This window comes from Yoonia maritima, assembly GCF_043641945.1.
GTDB classification, from domain to species: Bacteria; Pseudomonadota; Alphaproteobacteria; order Rhodobacterales; family Rhodobacteraceae; genus Yoonia; species Yoonia maritima_B.
Window position 1 is genome coordinate 151,549 of record NZ_JBHZRX010000006.1, and the last position, 18,187, is coordinate 169,735.

At 53.5% G+C, this 18,187-nt stretch carries 23 protein-coding genes; 10 read left to right on the forward strand and 13 right to left on the reverse strand.

Annotated features, from left to right (window positions below):
* Positions 1-38: 38 nt before the first annotated feature.
* Genes fliP through fliF form a run of 4 tightly spaced genes read right to left on the reverse strand, consistent with a single transcriptional unit; the run spans position 39 to position 3,186 of the window.
* Complete coding sequence (gene fliP, locus ACHUEV_RS14020; protein ID WP_394180889.1) at positions 39-737, reverse strand: flagellar type III secretion system pore protein FliP; 699 nt, start codon at positions 735-737, stop codon at positions 39-41.
* A 31-nt stretch (positions 738-768) separates the two neighbouring features.
* Positions 769-1,056, reverse strand: a complete 288-nt coding sequence (locus tag ACHUEV_RS14025; protein ID WP_394180891.1) for a FliM/FliN family flagellar motor switch protein — start codon at positions 1,054-1,056, stop codon at positions 769-771.
* On the reverse strand, positions 1,049-1,609 hold the full coding sequence (locus tag ACHUEV_RS14030; protein ID WP_394180893.1) for a FliH/SctL family protein: 561 nt from the start codon (positions 1,607-1,609) through the stop codon (positions 1,049-1,051). Before ACHUEV_RS14030 ends, ACHUEV_RS14025 begins: the two co-directional genes overlap by 8 nt.
* Positions 1,609-3,186, reverse strand: coding sequence for a flagellar basal-body MS-ring/collar protein FliF (gene fliF / locus ACHUEV_RS14035; RefSeq protein WP_394180895.1), 1,578 nt, complete (start codon positions 3,184-3,186; stop codon positions 1,609-1,611). The genes ACHUEV_RS14030 and fliF overlap by 1 nt, the downstream gene beginning before the upstream one ends.
* Before the next feature lie 121 nt (positions 3,187-3,307).
* Here fliF and ACHUEV_RS14040 point away from each other — a divergent pair, with 121 nt between their 5' ends.
* The 9 genes from ACHUEV_RS14040 to ACHUEV_RS14080 all read left to right on the forward strand — a co-directional run bounded on the left by ACHUEV_RS14040 (position 3,308) and on the right by ACHUEV_RS14080 (position 12,231).
* Positions 3,308-3,781 (forward strand): flagellar basal body-associated FliL family protein, encoded by a 474-nt coding sequence (locus tag ACHUEV_RS14040; protein ID WP_394180897.1) that lies wholly within the window; start codon positions 3,308-3,310, stop codon positions 3,779-3,781.
* Positions 3,782-3,790: 9 nt separating this feature from the next.
* The gene (locus ACHUEV_RS14045) at positions 3,791-4,147 is read left to right on the forward strand and encodes a hypothetical protein (RefSeq protein WP_394180899.1); all 357 of its coding nucleotides are present in this window, start codon (positions 3,791-3,793) and stop codon (positions 4,145-4,147) included.
* Complete coding sequence (locus ACHUEV_RS14050) at positions 4,144-4,716, forward strand: MotE family protein (protein WP_394180901.1); 573 nt, start codon at positions 4,144-4,146, stop codon at positions 4,714-4,716. Before ACHUEV_RS14045 ends, ACHUEV_RS14050 begins: the two co-directional genes overlap by 4 nt.
* Before the next feature lie 83 nt (positions 4,717-4,799).
* Positions 4,800-5,669 carry a flagellar motor stator protein MotA gene (gene motA / locus ACHUEV_RS14055; protein ID WP_394180903.1) on the forward strand — a complete coding sequence of 290 codons (870 nt, stop codon included), beginning with the start codon at positions 4,800-4,802 and terminating at the stop codon, positions 5,667-5,669.
* Positions 5,666-7,699: a hypothetical protein gene (locus ACHUEV_RS14060; RefSeq protein WP_394180905.1), complete on the forward strand. Its 2,034-nt coding sequence runs from the start codon at positions 5,666-5,668 to the stop codon at positions 7,697-7,699. Before motA ends, ACHUEV_RS14060 begins: the two co-directional genes overlap by 4 nt.
* Positions 7,700-7,896: 197 nt before the next feature.
* A complete protein-coding gene (gene flhA, locus ACHUEV_RS14065; RefSeq protein WP_394181077.1) occupies positions 7,897-9,981 on the forward strand; it encodes a flagellar biosynthesis protein FlhA in 2,085 nt (694 codons plus the stop codon).
* On the forward strand, positions 9,978-10,760 hold the full coding sequence (locus tag ACHUEV_RS14070) for a flagellar biosynthetic protein FliR (protein WP_394180907.1): 783 nt from the start codon (positions 9,978-9,980) through the stop codon (positions 10,758-10,760). Before flhA ends, ACHUEV_RS14070 begins: the two co-directional genes overlap by 4 nt.
* A complete protein-coding gene (gene flhB, locus ACHUEV_RS14075) occupies positions 10,757-11,836 on the forward strand; it encodes a flagellar type III secretion system protein FlhB (protein WP_394180909.1) in 1,080 nt (359 codons plus the stop codon). Before ACHUEV_RS14070 ends, flhB begins: the two co-directional genes overlap by 4 nt.
* Complete coding sequence (locus tag ACHUEV_RS14080) at positions 11,836-12,231, forward strand: hypothetical protein (RefSeq protein WP_394180911.1); 396 nt, start codon at positions 11,836-11,838, stop codon at positions 12,229-12,231. Before flhB ends, ACHUEV_RS14080 begins: the two co-directional genes overlap by 1 nt.
* Here the strand turns inward: ACHUEV_RS14080 and ACHUEV_RS14085 are convergent.
* The 9 genes from ACHUEV_RS14085 to ACHUEV_RS14125 are packed head-to-tail and all read right to left on the reverse strand — an operon-like array spanning position 12,219 to position 16,742.
* Positions 12,219-12,716, reverse strand: a complete 498-nt coding sequence (locus ACHUEV_RS14085; protein ID WP_394180913.1) for a flagellar basal body-associated FliL family protein — start codon at positions 12,714-12,716, stop codon at positions 12,219-12,221. The two genes, ACHUEV_RS14080 and ACHUEV_RS14085, sit on opposite strands and share 13 nt — an antisense overlap.
* Positions 12,717-12,738: 22 nt before the next feature.
* Positions 12,739-13,461: a flagellar basal body L-ring protein FlgH gene (flgH, locus tag ACHUEV_RS14090; RefSeq protein ID WP_394180915.1), complete on the reverse strand. Its 723-nt coding sequence runs from the start codon at positions 13,459-13,461 to the stop codon at positions 12,739-12,741.
* A 9-nt stretch (positions 13,462-13,470) separates the two neighbouring features.
* Positions 13,471-13,887, reverse strand: a complete 417-nt coding sequence (gene flgA, locus ACHUEV_RS14095) for a flagellar basal body P-ring formation chaperone FlgA (RefSeq protein ID WP_394180917.1) — start codon at positions 13,885-13,887, stop codon at positions 13,471-13,473.
* Positions 13,884-14,669 (reverse strand): flagellar basal-body rod protein FlgG, encoded by a 786-nt coding sequence (gene flgG, locus ACHUEV_RS14100; RefSeq protein WP_394180919.1) that lies wholly within the window; start codon positions 14,667-14,669, stop codon positions 13,884-13,886. Before flgG ends, flgA begins: the two co-directional genes overlap by 4 nt.
* Positions 14,670-14,684: 15 nt before the next feature.
* The gene (locus ACHUEV_RS14105; RefSeq protein WP_394180921.1) at positions 14,685-15,398 is read right to left on the reverse strand and encodes a flagellar hook-basal body complex protein; all 714 of its coding nucleotides are present in this window, start codon (positions 15,396-15,398) and stop codon (positions 14,685-14,687) included.
* Positions 15,399-15,400: 2 nt separating this feature from the next.
* Complete coding sequence (locus ACHUEV_RS14110) at positions 15,401-15,667, reverse strand: flagellar biosynthetic protein FliQ (protein ID WP_394180923.1); 267 nt, start codon at positions 15,665-15,667, stop codon at positions 15,401-15,403.
* The gene (fliE, locus tag ACHUEV_RS14115; protein WP_394180925.1) at positions 15,667-15,948 is read right to left on the reverse strand and encodes a flagellar hook-basal body complex protein FliE; all 282 of its coding nucleotides are present in this window, start codon (positions 15,946-15,948) and stop codon (positions 15,667-15,669) included. The genes ACHUEV_RS14110 and fliE overlap by 1 nt, the downstream gene beginning before the upstream one ends.
* An 11-nt stretch (positions 15,949-15,959) precedes the next feature.
* Positions 15,960-16,352: a flagellar basal body rod protein FlgC gene (flgC, locus tag ACHUEV_RS14120; protein WP_394180927.1), complete on the reverse strand. Its 393-nt coding sequence runs from the start codon at positions 16,350-16,352 to the stop codon at positions 15,960-15,962.
* A 9-nt stretch (positions 16,353-16,361) separates the two neighbouring features.
* Complete coding sequence (locus ACHUEV_RS14125; RefSeq protein WP_394180929.1) at positions 16,362-16,742, reverse strand: FlgB family protein; 381 nt, start codon at positions 16,740-16,742, stop codon at positions 16,362-16,364.
* Positions 16,743-16,828: 86 nt separating this feature from the next.
* Between ACHUEV_RS14125 and ACHUEV_RS14130 the strand changes: the two genes are divergently transcribed.
* A complete protein-coding gene (locus ACHUEV_RS14130; protein ID WP_394180931.1) occupies positions 16,829-18,187 on the forward strand; it encodes a FliI/YscN family ATPase in 1,359 nt (452 codons plus the stop codon).

Here is an 18,187-nt window from a genome sequence, read left to right on the forward strand (position 1 = left end):
CATGTGTAAGGGCGTTCTCGAAAACGCCCCCTACTTATTTAGCTGTAACTTCTGACGAGGCTCGAAGCGAGCAGCCCCCAACCATCAGCGACCACAAAAAACGCGAGCTTGAATGGAAGTGAGACAATTGCTGGCGGGACCATCATCATCCCCATCGACATAAGGACTGCGGCGACGACTAAATCAATGATCAAAAACGGCATGAAGATCAAAAATCCGACCTGAAATGCCCGTGCTATTTCGCTAAGCAAAAATGATGGCACCAAAACAGACAGCGGAGTTTCTGTGACGGGCATCTGACCACCGACGTCTGGCCGCAGTTCTGCGAGGGTGGTGTATGTATCCGGTTCGACCCGCTCAATCATAAATGTGCGTAGCGGCTCCATCGCTCGAACGAAGGCTTCTTCAACCTCCATCGTGCCGTTCACTAGAGGTTCAATTCCGTTTTCCCACGCCTCTAAGAATACGGGCTCCATGACGAAATATGTCAGAAACAACGCGAGGCTAATGATGAGCATATTCGGAGGCGATTGTTGAAGTCCGATCGCCTGACGCAAAATGGCGAACACCGTCACGATAAATGGGAAGCAGGTCACCATGATCGCGATACCTGGAACGAGGCTGAGCACAGTAATTAGGACGACGAGCTGCACCGAACGCGTCGCCAACGAACCGTCATCGCCAAATGAAATCGCGATGTCCTGTGCGAGTGCTGGCGAAGCGACAAATGCAAGCATCAAGGAGCCCCAAAAAACGGACTTACGCATCTTACGCTAGTTCGTTCGCGTTAGAGACAACTTCGGTCAACCGCACGGCCAGCTGACCGGGTTCGCCACCTTCGAGTTCCTGCAATTCGCCGCGTGCGATAAGGCGATCACCAATATATAGCTCAACGGGATCCTCGATCCGCTTATCGAGCGGGACAATCGCGTTTTCACTAAGCGATAGAAGGTCTCTGACAAGTGGGCGTGCTTTGCCGACAGAGACTAGTATTTCGATAGGGATGTGCCCTAATGGATTGCCGTCGGTTTTTGCCATGAGATCAGTATCATCCATGTTTTTGTACCCTGTTTTCTGAAAGTGAAACTGCGTTCAGCGCTGCACGAATTTCAGCGAGCAGGTTGTCCGCATCAAGAAATGTCTCGTCTTGCGCGAGCCCAATCCAAGCTGAGTGTTCGGTGAGGTTGGGGTCTTCGATTACGACGACGTTTTGCTTTTCTGCAGCCATTAGTTTTTCAATGGATTCGTGTTGACTTGGGTGCACGTGCACCTGCGCGCTCTTGTCAGTATCTGCTGCGGCCGCGTTCAAAAGCGTTTCAACAATCACGGGGCCAAAGCTTGCGGCCGTAATTTCAGGCAGTAGCCGATTAACGACTTTTGTCAGAAGCGGTGACAGTGCCCCAAGCAATTCTGCGCGGGCTTCAGCAAAGCTGAAATCGATATCAACGATAGCCTGAACGAGGGTTTGTTCTAGCGCTTTTGTGTCGGCCTTCGAAATGGCGGTTGCGGCTGCAAAGCCCTCTTCGTATCCCGTTTCGTAGTCTGCGCTTGGCCGGTTGTTTCTCGTTGGGCAGTCTTCGAACGATTCAAGTGAAAGCAACTGCACCATCACGCACCGGCCTTCGGTGCTGGGTCTTCGATCCATTCTTGCAGTATTTGGATCGTTTCCGTTTCTTTTTCCGATATCATTTGACGCAACCGCGAAACGGGGTCTTCTGGCGTATTGCTTATCTTAGCTAATTCACCCTCTTGAGCATTTCCGGCAGCTTCACTGCCAATTGCTAAAGGAGAAGTCGATGGGGCCAATCCAATAGTGCTGTCGTTAACATTAGGTGCAGGCAGCAATGGCACGGGCGCAAGAATAGGACGCACAACAAATAGCCCCAAGGCTAGTGTGACTAGGGCAAGTACACCGATTTGAATGAGCCGCATCATATCAAGCGGTATTTTTGTAGCCGCGGTGCTGGCCTCGGTCCCCAGTAGGGCAACTGGTTCGAACGCCATTGACCGAAGAGTAATCACATCGCCACGCGCGGGATCTATGCCGACTGCAGAGGCGACGAGTTCTTGCAGCGCGGCTAATTCAGTGTCGCTTCGTGGACTGCTGGTTATGCTCCCGTCCTCAGCGACGGTCGTTGCTTCATTCACTAGGACTGCAACAGTCAGTCGTTTGATTGCGCCCGGTGCGCGCAGCAGTTGTCTTTCGGTTTCAGATACTTCGTAATTCGTTAAGACCCGGCTTTCGCTGTTTTCATTCGTCGCAGCGCCTCCGGCGCCTTTTGCGTCACCATCGGGCAGATTTGATGCGACTGTCACATCTCCACCGCGGCTGTCGTTTGACGTGCCCGCGCTTTCTGTCACATCTGTGCTAATTGCGATGCGGCTTTCGGGATCAACACGTCGTTCTGTGATCGATTCGGTTTCGGTCACCGTGTCCATGGTAATTTCGACCACGGCATTCCCGGCACCGACACGGGCGGCCAAAAGGCGTTCGGCTCTTTGACGTAAAGCGTCTGTCCGTTCGTCGTGTCCAGGCAAGATCGCGTTTCCATCAGAGTCGGAGAGAAGCCCGCCATTGTCGTCAATGATTGCAACAGAACTTGGCGTCATGCCGGGTACGGCCGCGCCAACAAGATACTGCAACGCCTTAATATGCTGCGCTGAAAGCGCCCCAGTGGCGGTTGTCACTGTTACAGCAGCGGTCGGCGTTTGGTCTTGCCGGAATGATCTGGCCGCAGGCGTAGAGATATGAACCCGTGCGGCGCGGATGTGCTGGCTGGCCAAAATTGTGCGTGCCAATTCCCCTTCCTTTGCGCGCCAGTAAGCTGCGTCAAACATCTGCGAGGTCGTCCCAAAACCCGACAGCGAATCGAGTAGCTCGTAACCTTGGCTCCCGCTGGCGGGCAGCCCTTCTCCTGCAAGTCCCATGCGAAGCGTATCGCGCATACCAGTGGGTACATAGATGGCATTGCCGCGCACTTCATATTCGATCCCGCGCTGATCAAGCGACGTGATGACATCACCTGCGGCCCGTCCTTCTAGCCCACCAAACAGCAGCGCCATGTCCTTTGTGTTGGCGCCTTTCGCTAGAATCAGCACTGCCGCAAAAACTGCGATGGTTGCAAAAACAACGAATATCCGTCGCTGTACGCCGAGCGCGGACCATACTGTGCTGAGACTCTGCAATCTGGTTCTCCATCAAATTGGTATTCTACCGTTGTTCCCTGTTTGAACGACGAGCCTTAACAATCGGTTAGGGCTTCTTCGTTTATGAAAAGTTCCATCAAGGGACGAAAAGGACTGCATGATGTCGGAAGAAACTGCCCCCCCGACGAAGGGATCGAAAAAACCGTTACTAATAGGGCTAGTTCTTGCTCTGCTGGGCGGCGGCGGTGGTTTTTTCGCGGTTCAATCGGGGGTGCTGAATGCGGCGCGCCAAACTGAAACGGTCGAACAAGAATCATACGCGCCAAAGTCCGCAGCCGTCGCATTTGTGGCGCTTGACCCGCTAATTATTTCGCTACCGCGTTCTGACGGTCGCGACCATTTGCGGTTCTCTGCGCAGCTCGAAGTCGTGCCAGAGCACGCAGCAGAGGTAGAGGCGATCAAACCTCGGATCATCGACATTCTAAACGGCTATTTGCGCGCGGTTGAGATTGCGCAGCTAGAAGATCCCGCTGCGCTTACTCGGATACGTGCCCACATGTTGCGTCGGGTTCAGATCGTCGCGGGCGAGGGTCGTATTCGCGATCTTTTGATAATGGAATTTGTGCTGAGCTAAGGAAAAAAGATGACAATGATCGCTGATGTATTTTTAGTTGCGGGCGCATTGGCCGCAGGATTCTATTGTTACGTTTTATCACGGCGCTTGCGCCGATTTACTGATCTAGAAAAAGGCGTCGGGGGTGCTGTTGCGGTATTGTCGGTGCAAGTTGATGACCTAACAAAAACTCTCACCCACGCGCAATCGACTGCAAAATCATCAGTTGAGGCGCTCGACGCAGTGAGCGCGCGTGCGGAATCGGCCGGTCAACGATTGTCGCTGTTAGTCGCGTCATTGCACGATTTGCCGGAACCGGCACCGCAAAAGCCAACGGAAAGCCCATATTTTGTTCACCGTCCGGTAGGTCCGGAGGGGAACCAATGACCCGAAAGGTAAAGCGGCGATCAAGTGGCGGTACGTTGCATGTTATCGCAGGTCTTTTGCTAGCATCGGCAGTGGTCCGTGTTGGGGCGCATGCTGGTCCAGCAATGGCAGACATCAGCAATGATGCGGGGCAAGAATCAGAGACTAAAGCCCCGGAGGTTACCGACACAGGAACGTTATTGGCCGCACTGCAAGCGCGTGAAGCGAGTATATCTGAGCGCGAAGCGCAACTCGATGAGAGAATGCAAGCGCTCCGTGTTGCTGAACTTGAAATAGAAAAGAAACTACAAACGCTCATCGCTGCAGAAGAAAACCTGAGTTCAACAATTGCTCTTGCGGATAGCGCCGCTGAGACGGATCTCGCGCGACTAACGACAGTTTATGAAAACATGAAACCCAAAGAGGCGGCGGCGCTTTTTACAGAAATGTCCCCACAATTCGCTGCAGGTTTTCTGGGCCTTATGCGTGCTGATGCGGCCGCCCTCATAATGACCGAACTCGAACCTCAGACAGCATATTCATTCAGCGTTGTTTTGGCCGGGCGAAACGCGCTGGCACCAACCGACTGAGGCTGACTGATCGTTAACACCTTCGGCGTACAAAAGAATCAAAATCCAATAACGGTTTATTCTAAAAAAAGGGACAGTCCTAAATGGTTGGCTTGATCGGCGTTGTTCTTGTCTTTGTGACGGTGTTTGGTGGCTATTTACTCGCGGGTGGGAAAATGGCCATCATCTTGAAAACGCTACCATTTGAGATGATCATGATCTGCGGTGCCGCGATTGGGGCGTTTACAATTAGCAATGACGGATCCGCAATTAAACACACCCTAAAAGACATTGGTAAGGTGTTTAAGGGACCAAAGTGGAACGCCCAAGACTATAGCGATGTTCTTTGTCTTTTGTTTGAATTGATCCGCGTCGCGAGAAGCAATCCAGTCGCCCTTGAAAGCCATATCGAAGAACCAGAAAACTCTGCCATATTTGGTAAATACCCAAAAATACTTAGCGACGCGGAATCGGTTGCATTGATCTGCGATACTTTGCGTTCCGCATCGATGAACTACGATGACCCACACCAAGTCGAAGAAGTCCTGGAAAAACGGATTGAGGCGACGCTCCATCACAAGATGCACTCGACGCATGCGCTTCAAACTGTGGCAGATGGTTTACCAGCCTTGGGAATCGTTGCGGCTGTTCTTGGCGTTATCAAAACGATGGGTTCGATTGACCAACCTCCAGAGGTGTTGGGAAAGCTTATCGGTGGTGCGTTAGTTGGCACATTTCTTGGGGTGTTTTTAGCATATGGGCTGGTCGCGCCCTTCTCTACAAAGGTGAAGGCAGTCATCGAAGAAGACGCACATTTTCATCAACTCATTCGGGAAGTGCTCGTCGCGAATCTTCATGCGCATGCGCCTAACATCTGTGTCGAGGTGGGGCGCCAAAACATGCCCGGTAGCCTTCGACCTAGCTTTTCCGACATGGAAAACGCACTAAAAGCCACAAAACAGAGTGCTGCATGATGCGCAAGATATTCGTAGCAATCCTCATGCTGTGTGGCACGTTAGCGTCTGCCAAGCCAATATCTGTTCAAACCGGTGAACACCCAAGTTTTACTCGGATGGTTTTCCATCTTTCTGCGGATACCAACTGGCAGCTTGGTCGGGTTGACCAAGGATATATGCTTCAGACCTCCTCCCGTGACGGGTTCGACCTGCGACGGTTTTATGACCGGATTCCTCGAAACCGGGTTACGAGGGTCGATCAGGTTGGCGACGATCGGTTGCGTATCTCGGTTCCATGTGACTGCCAGGCAGAGGCGTTTCTTCTCCGACCCGATATCCTTGTTGTTGACGTGCATGATGGTTCTCCTTCGCAAGGATCACCATACGAAGAACCGTTCCATCTGATTACAGATGGATGGCAGACAACGGCTAGGAAACATCAATATGTTCTACCAAATGATGCAATCCTGCCTCTGCTGAATCCCGCAAGCAGTGCCACCCGACCAGCGTTTGAAAGCGCAGAGCCAGTGGTAGTCGATGATGAAGATGAGCATCGCGGTCCAATCCAAGAAGAAGATCTTGATGAGTTCGAGGACTCGATTGTACAAAGCCTAGCGCGTGGTCTTACGCAAGGGGCGTTGGATAGAGGGAAGCATGACGCCCGTCGTACTGCTCTTGATGACATGCGCGTAAGACAACGCTTTGATGGAGTGGATGTTCGGCTACCCGGTTTAACGGCCCATACAAATATTGATAGCGCTGCGATGGCTGATGTTGGGCAGGGCGATCATACCCAATCAGGGTCAAGCTGCCTTCCTGACACCTATTTTAACATAGAGAACTGGGCTGATGATCGACCATTTTCTACGCAACTCGCAGACGCGAGGGGCGCGCTGTCTTTAGAGTTTGACGAAAACGAAGAAACCGAAGTCCTACGCCTCGCACGGTTTTACGCCTATTTTGGCTTCGGGCTTGAGGCTATCGATACGCTAGAAATTGACGGATCCTACTCGCAAGAACGTCTATACCTCACTCAAATTGCGCACATCCTAGACGGCACTCCCGCGACGTCCGACCTATTTGTTGAACAGGTTAGCTGCCCGTCCTATGTCTCGCTCTGGGCTATGTTAGCTATGGGCGGCGCGTTGGATGCCAAGCCTAATCGCGCCGGGATACTTAAGACATTTAAGACGTTACCTACCCATCTGCAGCAGCATTTAGGCCCGAGGTTGTCTGACCGTTTCGTTGCGATGGGTGACGATGACGCGGCAATACAGGTTCTGGCCTCGATTCACGGATACACGGACATTGGAGAGAGTGGTGCCTTACCTTCAGCGAACCTCGCAAATGCTTTAAGCAACGACGATAAAGCATCGGAAATACTCGGAGGCTTGGCGCGTGAAAACAAACGAATGTCGCCCGAGGCTATGATGGGGTTTTTGAATGATGCTATAGTGACTGGTATCTTCATTGAAGAGGCCGACTTCATCTTGGCTGATGCGTTAAGATATGAGAATGCCCGCTCGCCTATTGCCCATGACTTAGTCGAAGTTCAGTTCAACGCTCGACTGGGTCAGAATCAGTTTGAGCAGGCGCTAGAGTTGGTGACCGTGGCGCGCATGTTAACGACTGGCAGCGTGGACCCAATGTACGCTGCGTTTGCACAACGTGCCGCTGAACACATGACCGACGCAGATTTTCTCGAGTTCGCGTTTGGGTCTGCACCGGACCTATTCTCTAACAATTCGCGGCAGGTAATCGCACGCCGACTAAGTGATTTGGGTTTTTCCGAACGCGCTATAGCGTTCGATAACCAAGTAATTAGTCAGATACCCGTCAATATAGCTATTCCCAAGGATGAAGGCACGGTGCCTGCCAATCCAGTTAGCATTGCGAACCCAGATATCGTGTTATCTGAGCTGCCTTCTAGTACCCCGCTGAACAATGAGACACCGTTAGCGAGCAGCCGGATTCTTGTTGGGCAATCTCAGGAGACTAGAGAGCTGGTCGCCGATATCTTGGACCGAGCGAAGCTGCCGGAACGTTAAGGTGCTCGTTTACGCTTACGATTTGTAAACCAAGTTTGGCCTATCCTGATTGAGAACAAGATTGGGATACCCACCAAGATGGACGCTCGCACTTCTATCCAGCAAGAGGCCTTTCGAAACCACACAAGCTTTGTGGCTGAGGTTGGACGTAGCCCTGTGGCTTCTGTTCAGCACATTAGAGGGTCGGTTCGTTGAATATGCTAACGTTGCGCGACTTATTCCAACCCACAATTATTCTGGCTCTCGCGCTAATGGCGGTCATTGTGATGATGATCTTACCTGTTCCTGCATGGGTCTTGGATATCGGATTGGCGGCGTCTTTTGCGCTAGCGATCCTGATGTTTACCGTCACGCTATTCATCGAAAGGCCGCTTGATTTTTCGGCGTTTCCTACGGTTTTGTTGGCATCTTTGATGCTGCGGTTATCGTTGAACGTGTCGTCAACAAAACTGATTATCGGACAAGGACACACCGGTACGGGTGCCGCTGGCGACGTCATCGAAGGGTTTGCGATGTTCGTGATGGGCGGCAACGTTCTGCTCGGCTTGGTGGTGTTTTGTGTCCTGTTAATCGTGAATTTCGTCGTCATCAACAAAGGGGCGACACGGATGGCCGAAGTCGGCGCACGTTTCGCGCTCGACGCTATGCCGGGCAAACAGCTTGCCATTGATAGCGACATGTCCGCCGGTGTGATTGATCACCAAGAAGCAAAGGACAGACGTGAGCGCGAGCAAGCCGAAACCACCTTTTTCGGTTCGCTGGATGGTGCGTCAAAGTTCGTCAAGGGTGACGCGGTGGCGGGCTTGTTGATAACCGCACTGAACCTAGTGATGGGCTTGATCATAGGTGTTGCGGTCAACGATATGCCAATGTCGCAAGCTTTTGAAACTTATGCAATTTTAACCGTGGGTGACGGGTTAGTTTCGCAAATTCCAGCTGTTGTGATTTCGATTGCTTCTGCGTTGCTTCTGGCGCGTGGAGGAGCGACTGGTTCTACGGATTTGGCGTTGGTGTCGCAGCTGGGACGACACCCAGCTGCGTTGGCGACTGTGGCCGTTTTGATGGCTCTATTTGCTTTGGTGCCTGGCATGCCATTTGTTCCGTTCATGTTGGGCGCGATGACGCTTGGTGGATGCGCATTTGTTATGAACTCTGCGGCGAGAAAGGCTAATCAGCGCGATCTTGAAACGCCTTCTACAACCGATGACGGCCCGCGCGAGCCGTCAATGGGCGACGTCTTGGATTTGGATGACATCCATGTGGAATTCGCGCCTGATCTTGTGGATATGGTGCTGGATCCTGGGACCGGACTGGACGCACGTATCGCCAACATGCGTAGCCACGTTGCCACGTCTTACGGTGTTCTACTTCCTGAAATCCGGCTGACTGACAACGCAGTGCTGCCGTCGGGGTGCTATGTCGTGCATGTTCAAGGTGTTGAAGAGGTGCGCGACAAACTGAAACCAGATCAAATTTTGGCGCTTTTGAACGACGCACAGCCGATACAATTGTCTGGCGAAGCTGTAGATGAACCCGTCTATGGGGCTCCGGCAAAATGGATATCGCCAAATGACCAAGAAGAGGCAGGGCTTGCTGGCCTCACAACCGTTCAGCCTGCAGAGGTTCTTGCCACTCATCTACTTGAGGTCGTGAAACGTAATTTTCCAAGACTGCTAACGTTCAAAGCGCTGCGTCGTCGGTTGGACGAGATGGTCAACCTGAGTGACCCGGCACGCGGCGAAGCAAACCGCAAAATGCTGGATGAGCTCATTCCAGATAAGGTGCCGTTTGATTTGCTGCTTTCCGTTCTACGGTTACTACTGGAAGAGCGCGTTTCGATCCGTAACTTGCCTCTCATCATCGAAGGAGTCGCAGAAGGCCGCCAGCTTCATCCGTCTGCCGACGGTATCACCGAACACGTGCGTCAGTTGCTAGGCTTTCAATTGGTTGCCGAAATGCGCCGGCCAGATGGAACGATTCCCTTGGTGCAACTGGCGCCGGAATGGGAAGAAACCTTTACGACTTATGAAATTCGTTCAGATCGTGGTGGCGGCGATGTGGCGCTGCCACCTGACAGCTTTAATCAACTGGCTGACGGCATTGCTGATAAATTGGGGCAGGCCGCAGCGACAGGTGCATATGCAGCGGTCGTAACATCGATGCGAAGGCGCCGCTTTTTGCGAACTGTGATGGCGGCCAAAGGGATCATGAACCCTGTACTATCATTCGAGGAAATCGGAATTGATGCGCGGCCCGCTCTTGTCGGTTTGGTTCCGGCATGATCGCAGACCTGATGCCGCTCTTGCCAATTTCGCAAGCCGCGCTTTGGACGGGGTTTGTGGTTTTTGTGCGTATCAGCGCGATGTTGGCCGTGATGCCCGCATTTGGGGGTCACGCCGTGCCGATGCGGGTACGGCTTGCCTTGGCGTTAATGTTCACGTTTATCGTCGCCCCGACGGTGGCGCTGGCGATCCCTCCCATAAAAACTGGCGTTTTCCTCGCTTTTGCAACGATTGGTCCTGAAGTAATTACCGGCCTTTTCTTCGGGCTTTTCCTGCGCTTCTTCATTCTCGCCCTACAAATTGCGGGTTCTATCGCGGCTCAGTCTACGTCTCTTTCACAGATTTTTGGGGGATCGGCTGGCGTCGACCCGCAGCCTGCCATTGGGCACCTCTTGGTCGTCAGCGGGACGGCCTTTGCAGTTATGTCTGGGTTACACGTGCAGATAGCTGGATATATGATCCAAACTTATACCTTGGTACCACCTAGTGAGTTGCTAAGCGCAGCTATTGTTATTGATCTGGGACTGCAGGAAGTCAGGCGAATTTTTGAACTTGGGTTCTCGCTCGCTGCGCCATTTTTGATCGCGTCGCTTGTCTACAACGTCGTAATGGGGGTGATTAACCGCGCGATGCCGCAATTGATGGTGTCATTCGTTGGCGCGCCTGCGATCACCGCCGGCGGCTTGCTTTTGCTTTTGATCACAGCGCCTATCATGCTGGGGCTTTGGTATGCTGTATTTAGTTCGTTCATGACGTCACCGTTCGGGCCCATTCCATGAGCGAGGATACAGACGCCAGCGACAAGCAGTTTGAGCCTACCCAGAAGAAACTAGATGACGCACGTGAGAAAGGTGAAATTGCGAAATCTACAGATCTGACGACGGCAGCAGCTTATGGCGGGTTATTGTTGGTTGGCATGACCATGGGGGCACAAGCGTTAGTAAATCTAGGTACATCGCTAGCGGCAATACTGTCACAAGCAGATGAAATCAGCGTTCTCATCTTCGACGGGTCAGTGCAGCCGATGCAGGGCGGGATCATACGCGCGGTAATGGTTAATACGGCGCCTTGGTTTGGATTGCCCACTCTGCTCGCGGTATTTTCGATCATCGCGCAACGGGCATTTGTTGTAACTACGTCAAAAATTGAACCAAAGTTAAATCGCATATCACTGATTTCTGGGATCAAGAATAAATTTGGCCGCCAAGGATTATTTGAGTTTGCGAAAAGCCTTGCGAAGCTGACGATTTACGCGACGATTATGGGCTTCTTTTTGCGTTCACAGTTAGAGCGTATCGTTGCGAGCATGTATCAGCCGCCCGGCATTGTGGTCGCAATTCTTGGAAAAATCTTACTTGAATTGATGGCTATCGTTGTCGTGGTGGCGATTGTATTGGGCGGCGCTGATTACCTGTGGCAGCGCGCAGAGCATATCCGCAAAAACCGGATGAGCAGAAAAGACATGACGGACGAAATGAAGCAGTCAGAGGGCGATCCGATGATGAAGCAGCAGCGTCGGATGAAGGGGCAGGCGATTGCAATGAATAAGATGCTGGCCGAAGTGCCGACTGCAGATGTCGTGATCGTCAATCCAACACATTATGCCGTGGCGCTCAAATGGGATCGTGCTTCAAAAACCGCACCAATCTGTGTTGCCAAAGGGGTTGACGAAAGCGCCGCGAAAATTCGCGAGATCGCGTTTGAAAATGCGGTACCTGTGCATTCTGATCCGCCGACCGCGCGGGCACTTCATGCTGGTGTTGAGATCGGGCAAACCATCGACCCTGAACATTACCGGGCGGTCGCCGCAGCGATCCGTTTTGCCGAAACCATGCGTTCAAAGGCGCGTCGCTAATGGACAAGGTTGTCCAGGCCCAAGGGCTAGCACAATTGACCGCGTTAGAATTCCGTTCGGCGATGGCCGAGATGACGCAACTTGCCCAGCGCGAGGCAGGACTGCGTCAAAACCTTGATCAACTGCTGCAAAGTAAACATGAACGCGCGAATGCTGTTATTTCACCGAACGGAGCTGCGTTTGCAGCAGGTGCTGATGTGCGGTGGCTTCAGTGGGTCGATCAACGTAGGGCAGTGATTAATACTGAACTTGCGCAGGTCATGGCGTTCAAGGAAAACTACCGGGCCAAACTTACTAAGGCGTTTGGCCGTGACCAAGCCGTTCAGGCATTATTAAAAAAGCTACAACAGGACCAAAAACTAAGCGAAGCGCGACGCGGCCATTACGAATCTTGACGCACAATATCTGTGATCAAGACGTCGGTTACGTTTTCTCCTGCAATGCGTTGTGCAGCGCGCAGCAATTCATTGCGTAGCGCCCGCATGTTAGTACCAGATGTGAAGTTTCCCGAAAAACCACCAATGTTCGCGTGATCGAACATGACCTGCAAGAACGCATCGCGCAGCTTGGGTTCGGTCGTATGGACGACGGATGTGTTGTTCATGGTTACTTCTAGGCTAATGGACGTCACAACTAACGCAGACACTAATCCGTCTTCTACGACGGGTATTACGAACTGATTGTTCAATTTCGCGTATTCGCGTTCTTCCGTTGTGACAGGGGCGTGCTCCGCGGCATGGGTTTCTGCCGCAACTTCGCCGCAAGGGTTTCCATCGGCGAAATGGTCTTCCTCTGACGCGGGCAACAGCATAAATCCGGCACCCACGCCTCCGCCAGTCCCAACCAACAAAAGCAACAGTGGCAAAAGCATTTTTTTCATCTGGTTTCCTAACGGTGTTCGGTCAAAACGGTAGCGTGCTCTCTAGCACTTGGTGTCCGTAGCGCGGTTGCTGCATGTCGGTTATTTGTCCGCGTCCACCGTACGAAATGCGGGCAGACGCGATTTTGTCGTAGGTGATTTCGTTCTGCCGGGTGATGTCTTCTGGACGGACGTAACCTGTCACGATCAGCTCGCGAAGTTCGTAATTGACCCGAACCTCTTGCTGTCCTGTGATAGCCAAAACGCCGTTTGGCAGTACGTCCGTAATGGTTACTGCCACTCGTAGCGTTAGCTTTTCGTTACGTCGGACCGACCCATCTCCAGAGGAATTGCTGTCGGAACTCAGGTCGACAAGTGCGGCAGAAGTTGCCCCCTCTGGCAGCCGTGGATCGATACGCTGTGGGATTCCCATCAGTTGCGGTATTGCGGCCTGTTGTGATGCAGATCTGGATCGTGCGGACGAATTTGAAATTTCGGCGCTATCGTCAATTTCAATGACTACGGTCATGATGTCGCCACGTTGCATTGCGCGCCGATCACCAAGCAGCGATCCACGTGCGCCTGTCCAAAGCGACGCTTGCGACGTTGGCCCGAGCATCGTTGTCACCACAGGATCGGGAAAACTGGGGTTGAACATTGCCTCGCGCTCAACCGTGCGCTCTTGCGGGGTAAAGGCGGGCGGTCGCCCAACTGGGGTGGTGGTACAGCCTGAAACTGCGGCAATGAAGAAAAGCATTTTGCGCATGATCTATCCTTAATGGGTGACGTACCCCGCACCATCCGCACCAATTTGGGCGGTCACGGTGCTACGAGAGCTAATGTTCATAACGCGGATCACATCACCCGGCCCCGCGCGTCCAAGGGCGCGCCCTTCGGTGCTGATCAAGAGGCCATGTTGGTTATAGTGCAGCGCAATAATTTGGTTGCGTTCGACGACAGCTGGAAAACCAACGTCGCCGGGGCGGATGGGGCGACCCGCATACAATGCGACCCGTGCTTCCATACCGATGATTTCGCGGGGATCCGAAACACCGCCGGGGATAGTGCGGCCGTTAACCATCACGTCCTCGGGCATGATCGTGGAATTCGCGGGAATGGTCCGTGCCGCTAGCACGGTATCTGCGGAAACCGATGACGCCATGAACCACAACAACGCAGTGAGACGGATCATCGGACCTGCACCATTGAACTTAGCATCTGGTCCGCTGCCGTTATAACCTTTGAGTTCAATTCGTACCCGCGCTGGGCCGCGATCAGGTCTGACACTTCGCGCACCGGATCGACCGAACTGCTTTCGAGATAGCCCTGCCGCAATACGCCCAGTCCATCCTCGCCGGGTGTGCCGACGAGCGACAGTCCAGACGCGGGGGTTTCGACAAACAGGTTTGATCCGACGGCCTCTAACCCCTTGGGGTTGGTAAACCCTGCCATCGTGAATTGGCCGAGCAATTGCGGCTGTACTTGATCTGCGAAATATCCGTAAACCTCGCCTTCGGCATTTATCGAAAGTGACTGCGTATCGCGGGGAATCGTGATATCAGGCACCACCGGGTATCCATCCGATGTTACGACTTGGCCATCACCAGTCAGCTTTAGCCCGCCGTCGCGTGTATACGCCGATACGCCCGATGGCAGCGTGACTTCTAGATATCCGTCGCCTTCGATCGCGAGATCCAAATCGCCCCCAGTTGCGGCAAGCGATCCTTGGGACAACATGACAGAAACGGCTGTCGTCCGAACACCCAGCCCAAGCTGAACACCTGTCGGCAATGACGTACCGTCTGACGCGTTGATCGTGCCGGGACGCGCGACCTGTTGATAATGCAGATCTGCGAATTCAGCGCGGCGCGCGTTGTAACCCGTCGTGCTCATATTCGCGAGGTTGTTAGAGATCACCTCGACCCGGGTTTGCTGTGCCGACATGCCTGCGGCTGCGATTTCTAATGCACGCATGGTAATTCTCCTGTGTTATCGGATCGATTGAATGACGCCACGAATACGTTCGTGTTCTTTGTCCAGAAATCCCTGACCCATTTCATAGGCACGTTGGACTTCGATCATGCGGCTGACCTGCAAGATCGGATTTACGTTGGATTCCTCAAGGTAGCCTTGCAGCATGCGGCCGTCAGGGGCGGGTTCAAACCCGCCTTGGGCATCAAACAGTACCCCGCTTTCACGGACCATTTGGTTTGGATCGGTTGGCATAACGATTCCAACCTGCCCAATAGGCTGGCCACCAGCACTGACTGTGCCATCGCTACCAATGCCGACACGCCCGACCCCCTGTGGGACAAACAGCGGTGCACCCCCGGCATCCAGAACCGGATAGCCATCAGGTGTCACAAGATCACCGTTTTCATTCGGGCCAAAGGCCCCGGCGCGGGTCAGACGCTGCCCATTTGGCGTTTCAACAAGAAAGAAACCGTCGCCCTCAATCGCCAGATCAAATGTGCCACCCGTCTGGGTCAGGCTACCTTGGGTCATCACGGTGTCGCGGACATTCGCTGTCGCCATAGAAAGCGACGCGCTATCAGGGCCAAGCGCCTTAACATGTTCGGAAAACAGCACCTCTTCGGCACGAAATCCGGTGGTCGATGCGTTGGCGATATTGTTGGCCAGTACCTGCATTTCATTCATCAGCCCCGACTGACGGGTTAGCGCGGTATACGATGCGTTATCCATGTTTAGCCTCCGGCGATGATCGGGATAAGTGTGCCTTGGAACAGGCTCACTAGGGTTTCAGTCATGTAGTTCATGGTGATCCAGAAAGTCGCGATGATCGCCGCCAGTTTCGGAACGAAGGTTAGGGTCATTTCCTGAATTGACGTCAGCGCCTGAAATAGCCCGACAACCAAACCTGTGATCAAGGCGACGGTTAGGATCGGAATTGAGATGATAAACGCTGTCCAAAGCCCTTGCCGTAGCGTGTCATAGAACAGCGCTTCGGTCATTAAACTGGCATCCGCAGAATTTCTTGATAGGCCTCGACGACGCGGTCGCGGACAGCCACGGCGGTTTGGACCGCTAGCTCTGTTTGGGCCAACGCTTCGACCAGTGCATGTGGATCCGCGCCGCTTGTCATTGCTTGCATCGCGGTGTCTTCGCTGGCCTTCATCGTCGACATGAAATCTTGGGCGCCACCCAAAAATGCGTTCCCGCTTGATCCAGCTTCGGGGGCCGTGGCGGTTTTGCTGGCGGCATAGTTTTGTGCAACGAGTGAACTGATGTTCATCGGGATTCTCCTTATTTGCGTAATAGATCCATGAGCGCAGACGACATCTGGCGCACTTGGTCGAACATCTTGAGGTTGGCTTCGTAACTGCGCTGGGCCTCGCGGGCGTCCGCGATTTCAACCAGCAGATTCACATTTGACCCATCGTAGTGACCGGTTGCGTCGGCGAGCGGATTTGCCGGGTCATAAACACGTGGCAACGCGGTTTGATCAAGCTGAACACGCCCGGTTTCGACAGCCCCTGTGGGGCGACCAGAAGCAACAACTTCGTTAAAAGAAATGGTCTTACGGTGATAACCAGGCGTGTCGGTGTTCGCGATATTTTCGGACACATGCCGCAACCGGTTCGCCTGCGCTTTCATTCCGCTGGTGGCGACTGACATCGCATCGCTAAAATCTGTCATAATGTTCCCCTACGACTTGCCAAGGCTGGTGCGCAGCACGGTCAGCGCGTGCCGATAGACGGATAGCGCCTTGTCATGATCACGACTAACGACGACGGATTTCATTAATTCGTCTTCGATCGCGACGGTATTTCCGTTTGGCGATGGCTCTGCTTTTGTCGTCGTGGCTTGCGCGGAAAAGGCGTTTTCACCACGGGTCACGTGGCCGGGACGTGTTGCGCGCATTTCCGATGGCGACGCGCGCATGCTGTCTGTGAACGGAGCGATATCCTGTGCCTGATAACCGGGGGTATCGGCGTTTGCGATGTTGCGCGCGACCATCTTCTGTCGCGCCCCGGCATGTCGGGCCATCGCGCTGGCGGTTTGGAAAATATCCAAGGAATTGTGCATCGGGGGTTCTCCCTCGTTTCGTTTCAACAAAGCATTAAGGCTGATTCCTTAAGAAGAGGTTTGTGAGACCACGACAGGAACAGCAGATGACGCAAAACATTCTTGAACAGGCAGCAACGGCTGTCGCAAATTTACGGGCCGTTCATAAAGTAGGGCGGGTTTCGGGGGTGCACGGCGGTACTGTGCAGATCGGCGGCGCGAATCATTCTGTTAAGGTTGGCGACCGGGCACGCGTGTTTAGCGACGGGCGACAGATACACGGTGAAATCGTGCGGCTGGACCAGCATGGTGCACATGCATTGCTTGATGGTCCGTCGGACGGCGTTTGTCTTGCCGACCGCGTCGTCTTTGGCCCGCCACCTATATTTGCCCCAGATGATAGTTGGATCGGTCGTGTTATTGATCCCGATGGCCTGCCAATCGACGGGCGTCCGCTTTTGCCCGGTGTCACGCCACGCCGCATTCGTGCGGAGCCACCCGCGCCGCATCAACGCCGCGCGATGGGGGCGCGCATTGAAACCGGATTGGCAGTTTTCAACACGCTCTTACCAATTGTTCAGGGGCAGCGGATTGGTCTATTTGCAGGATCAGGTGTCGGGAAATCAACACTGTTGGCCGATCTGGCCCGCGGTGTTAGCGCAGATGTAATTGTCATCGCACTTGTCGGTGAACGCGGTCGCGAGGTTCGCCATTTTGTCGAAGAGGTATTGGGCAAAGAAGGGACGTCGCGCGCCGTCGTTGTCGCTGCCACGTCAGAACGTGCACCGCAGGTGCGTCGGCGTTGTGCATGGGCAGCGACTGCCGTTGCCGAACATTTTAGGGATGCAGGCAAGCAAGTCTTATTGCTGGTCGATTCCGTAACACGTTTCTGCGAGGCACATCGCGAAGTCGCAGTGGCTGGTGGTGAAACGGCAAACCTTCGCGGATATCCTGCATCAACTGGCCCTGCCATTGCTGCTCTTTGTGAACGGGCAGGACCGGGGGCTGACGATAGTGGCGATATCACGGCTGTCTTTTCAGTTCTTGTTGCAGGTTCGGACATGGATGAGCCCGTCGCGGATATGTTGCGCGGGGTTTTGGACGGCCATGTTGTTTTGGATCGCGAGATTGCACAGCGAGGGCGTTTCCCAGCAATTGACCTCCTAAAGTCAGTATCGCGTTCTTTGCCCAACGCAGCGAGCCCGCAAGAAAATGCACTTATTTCGCAAGCACGTGCGCACTTGGGCGTATATCAACGGGCCGAATTGATGATCCAATCCGGATTATATGTAGCTGGCACGGATTCGACGATTGATGCTGCAGTCGCTTGTGAACCAAATCTAGATAGCTTTTTAACAATCAAAGACGGCCGAGGAACGTTGGCGCATTTTGCTAAACTGCGCCAAGCCATGCGTCCGGGGGCAGGCCTTGGCAAAACGAATGACCGCAAAGCTGTCGTCGATTGA

Coding starts and splice junctions, on each gene's coding strand:
- motA (WP_394180903.1), top strand. CDS start 4,800: ATGGTTGGCTTGATCGGCGTTGTTCTTGTCTTTGTGACGGTGTTTGGT.
- flgA (WP_394180917.1), bottom strand. CDS start 13,887: ATGATCCGTCTCACTGCGTTGTTGTGGTTCATGGCGTCATCGGTTTCC.
- flgG (WP_394180919.1), bottom strand. CDS start 14,669: ATGCGTGCATTAGAAATCGCAGCCGCAGGCATGTCGGCACAGCAAACC.
- ACHUEV_RS14105 (WP_394180921.1), bottom strand. CDS start 15,398: ATGGATAACGCATCGTATACCGCGCTAACCCGTCAGTCGGGGCTGATG.
- ACHUEV_RS14025 (WP_394180891.1), bottom strand. CDS start 1,056: ATGGATGATACTGATCTCATGGCAAAAACCGACGGCAATCCATTAGGG.
- ACHUEV_RS14125 (WP_394180929.1), bottom strand. CDS start 16,742: ATGCACAATTCCTTGGATATTTTCCAAACCGCCAGCGCGATGGCCCGA.
- ACHUEV_RS14080 (WP_394180911.1), top strand. CDS start 11,836: ATGGACAAGGTTGTCCAGGCCCAAGGGCTAGCACAATTGACCGCGTTA.
- ACHUEV_RS14045 (WP_394180899.1), top strand. CDS start 3,791: ATGACAATGATCGCTGATGTATTTTTAGTTGCGGGCGCATTGGCCGCA.
- ACHUEV_RS14110 (WP_394180923.1), bottom strand. CDS start 15,667: ATGACCGAAGCGCTGTTCTATGACACGCTACGGCAAGGGCTTTGGACA.
- flgH (WP_394180915.1), bottom strand. CDS start 13,461: ATGCGCAAAATGCTTTTCTTCATTGCCGCAGTTTCAGGCTGTACCACC.
- fliE (WP_394180925.1), bottom strand. CDS start 15,948: ATGAACATCAGTTCACTCGTTGCACAAAACTATGCCGCCAGCAAAACC.
- ACHUEV_RS14085 (WP_394180913.1), bottom strand. CDS start 12,716: ATGAAAAAAATGCTTTTGCCACTGTTGCTTTTGTTGGTTGGGACTGGC.
- ACHUEV_RS14030 (WP_394180893.1), bottom strand. CDS start 1,609: ATGGTGCAGTTGCTTTCACTTGAATCGTTCGAAGACTGCCCAACGAGA.
- flhB (WP_394180909.1), top strand. CDS start 10,757: ATGAGCGAGGATACAGACGCCAGCGACAAGCAGTTTGAGCCTACCCAG.
- ACHUEV_RS14070 (WP_394180907.1), top strand. CDS start 9,978: ATGATCGCAGACCTGATGCCGCTCTTGCCAATTTCGCAAGCCGCGCTT.
- flhA (WP_394181077.1), top strand. CDS start 7,897: ATGCTAACGTTGCGCGACTTATTCCAACCCACAATTATTCTGGCTCTC.
- ACHUEV_RS14040 (WP_394180897.1), top strand. CDS start 3,308: ATGTCGGAAGAAACTGCCCCCCCGACGAAGGGATCGAAAAAACCGTTA.
- ACHUEV_RS14060 (WP_394180905.1), top strand. CDS start 5,666: ATGATGCGCAAGATATTCGTAGCAATCCTCATGCTGTGTGGCACGTTA.
- ACHUEV_RS14050 (WP_394180901.1), top strand. CDS start 4,144: ATGACCCGAAAGGTAAAGCGGCGATCAAGTGGCGGTACGTTGCATGTT.
- fliP (WP_394180889.1), bottom strand. CDS start 737: ATGCTTGCATTTGTCGCTTCGCCAGCACTCGCACAGGACATCGCGATT.
- flgC (WP_394180927.1), bottom strand. CDS start 16,352: ATGACAGATTTTAGCGATGCGATGTCAGTCGCCACCAGCGGAATGAAA.
- ACHUEV_RS14130 (WP_394180931.1), top strand. CDS start 16,829: ATGACGCAAAACATTCTTGAACAGGCAGCAACGGCTGTCGCAAATTTA.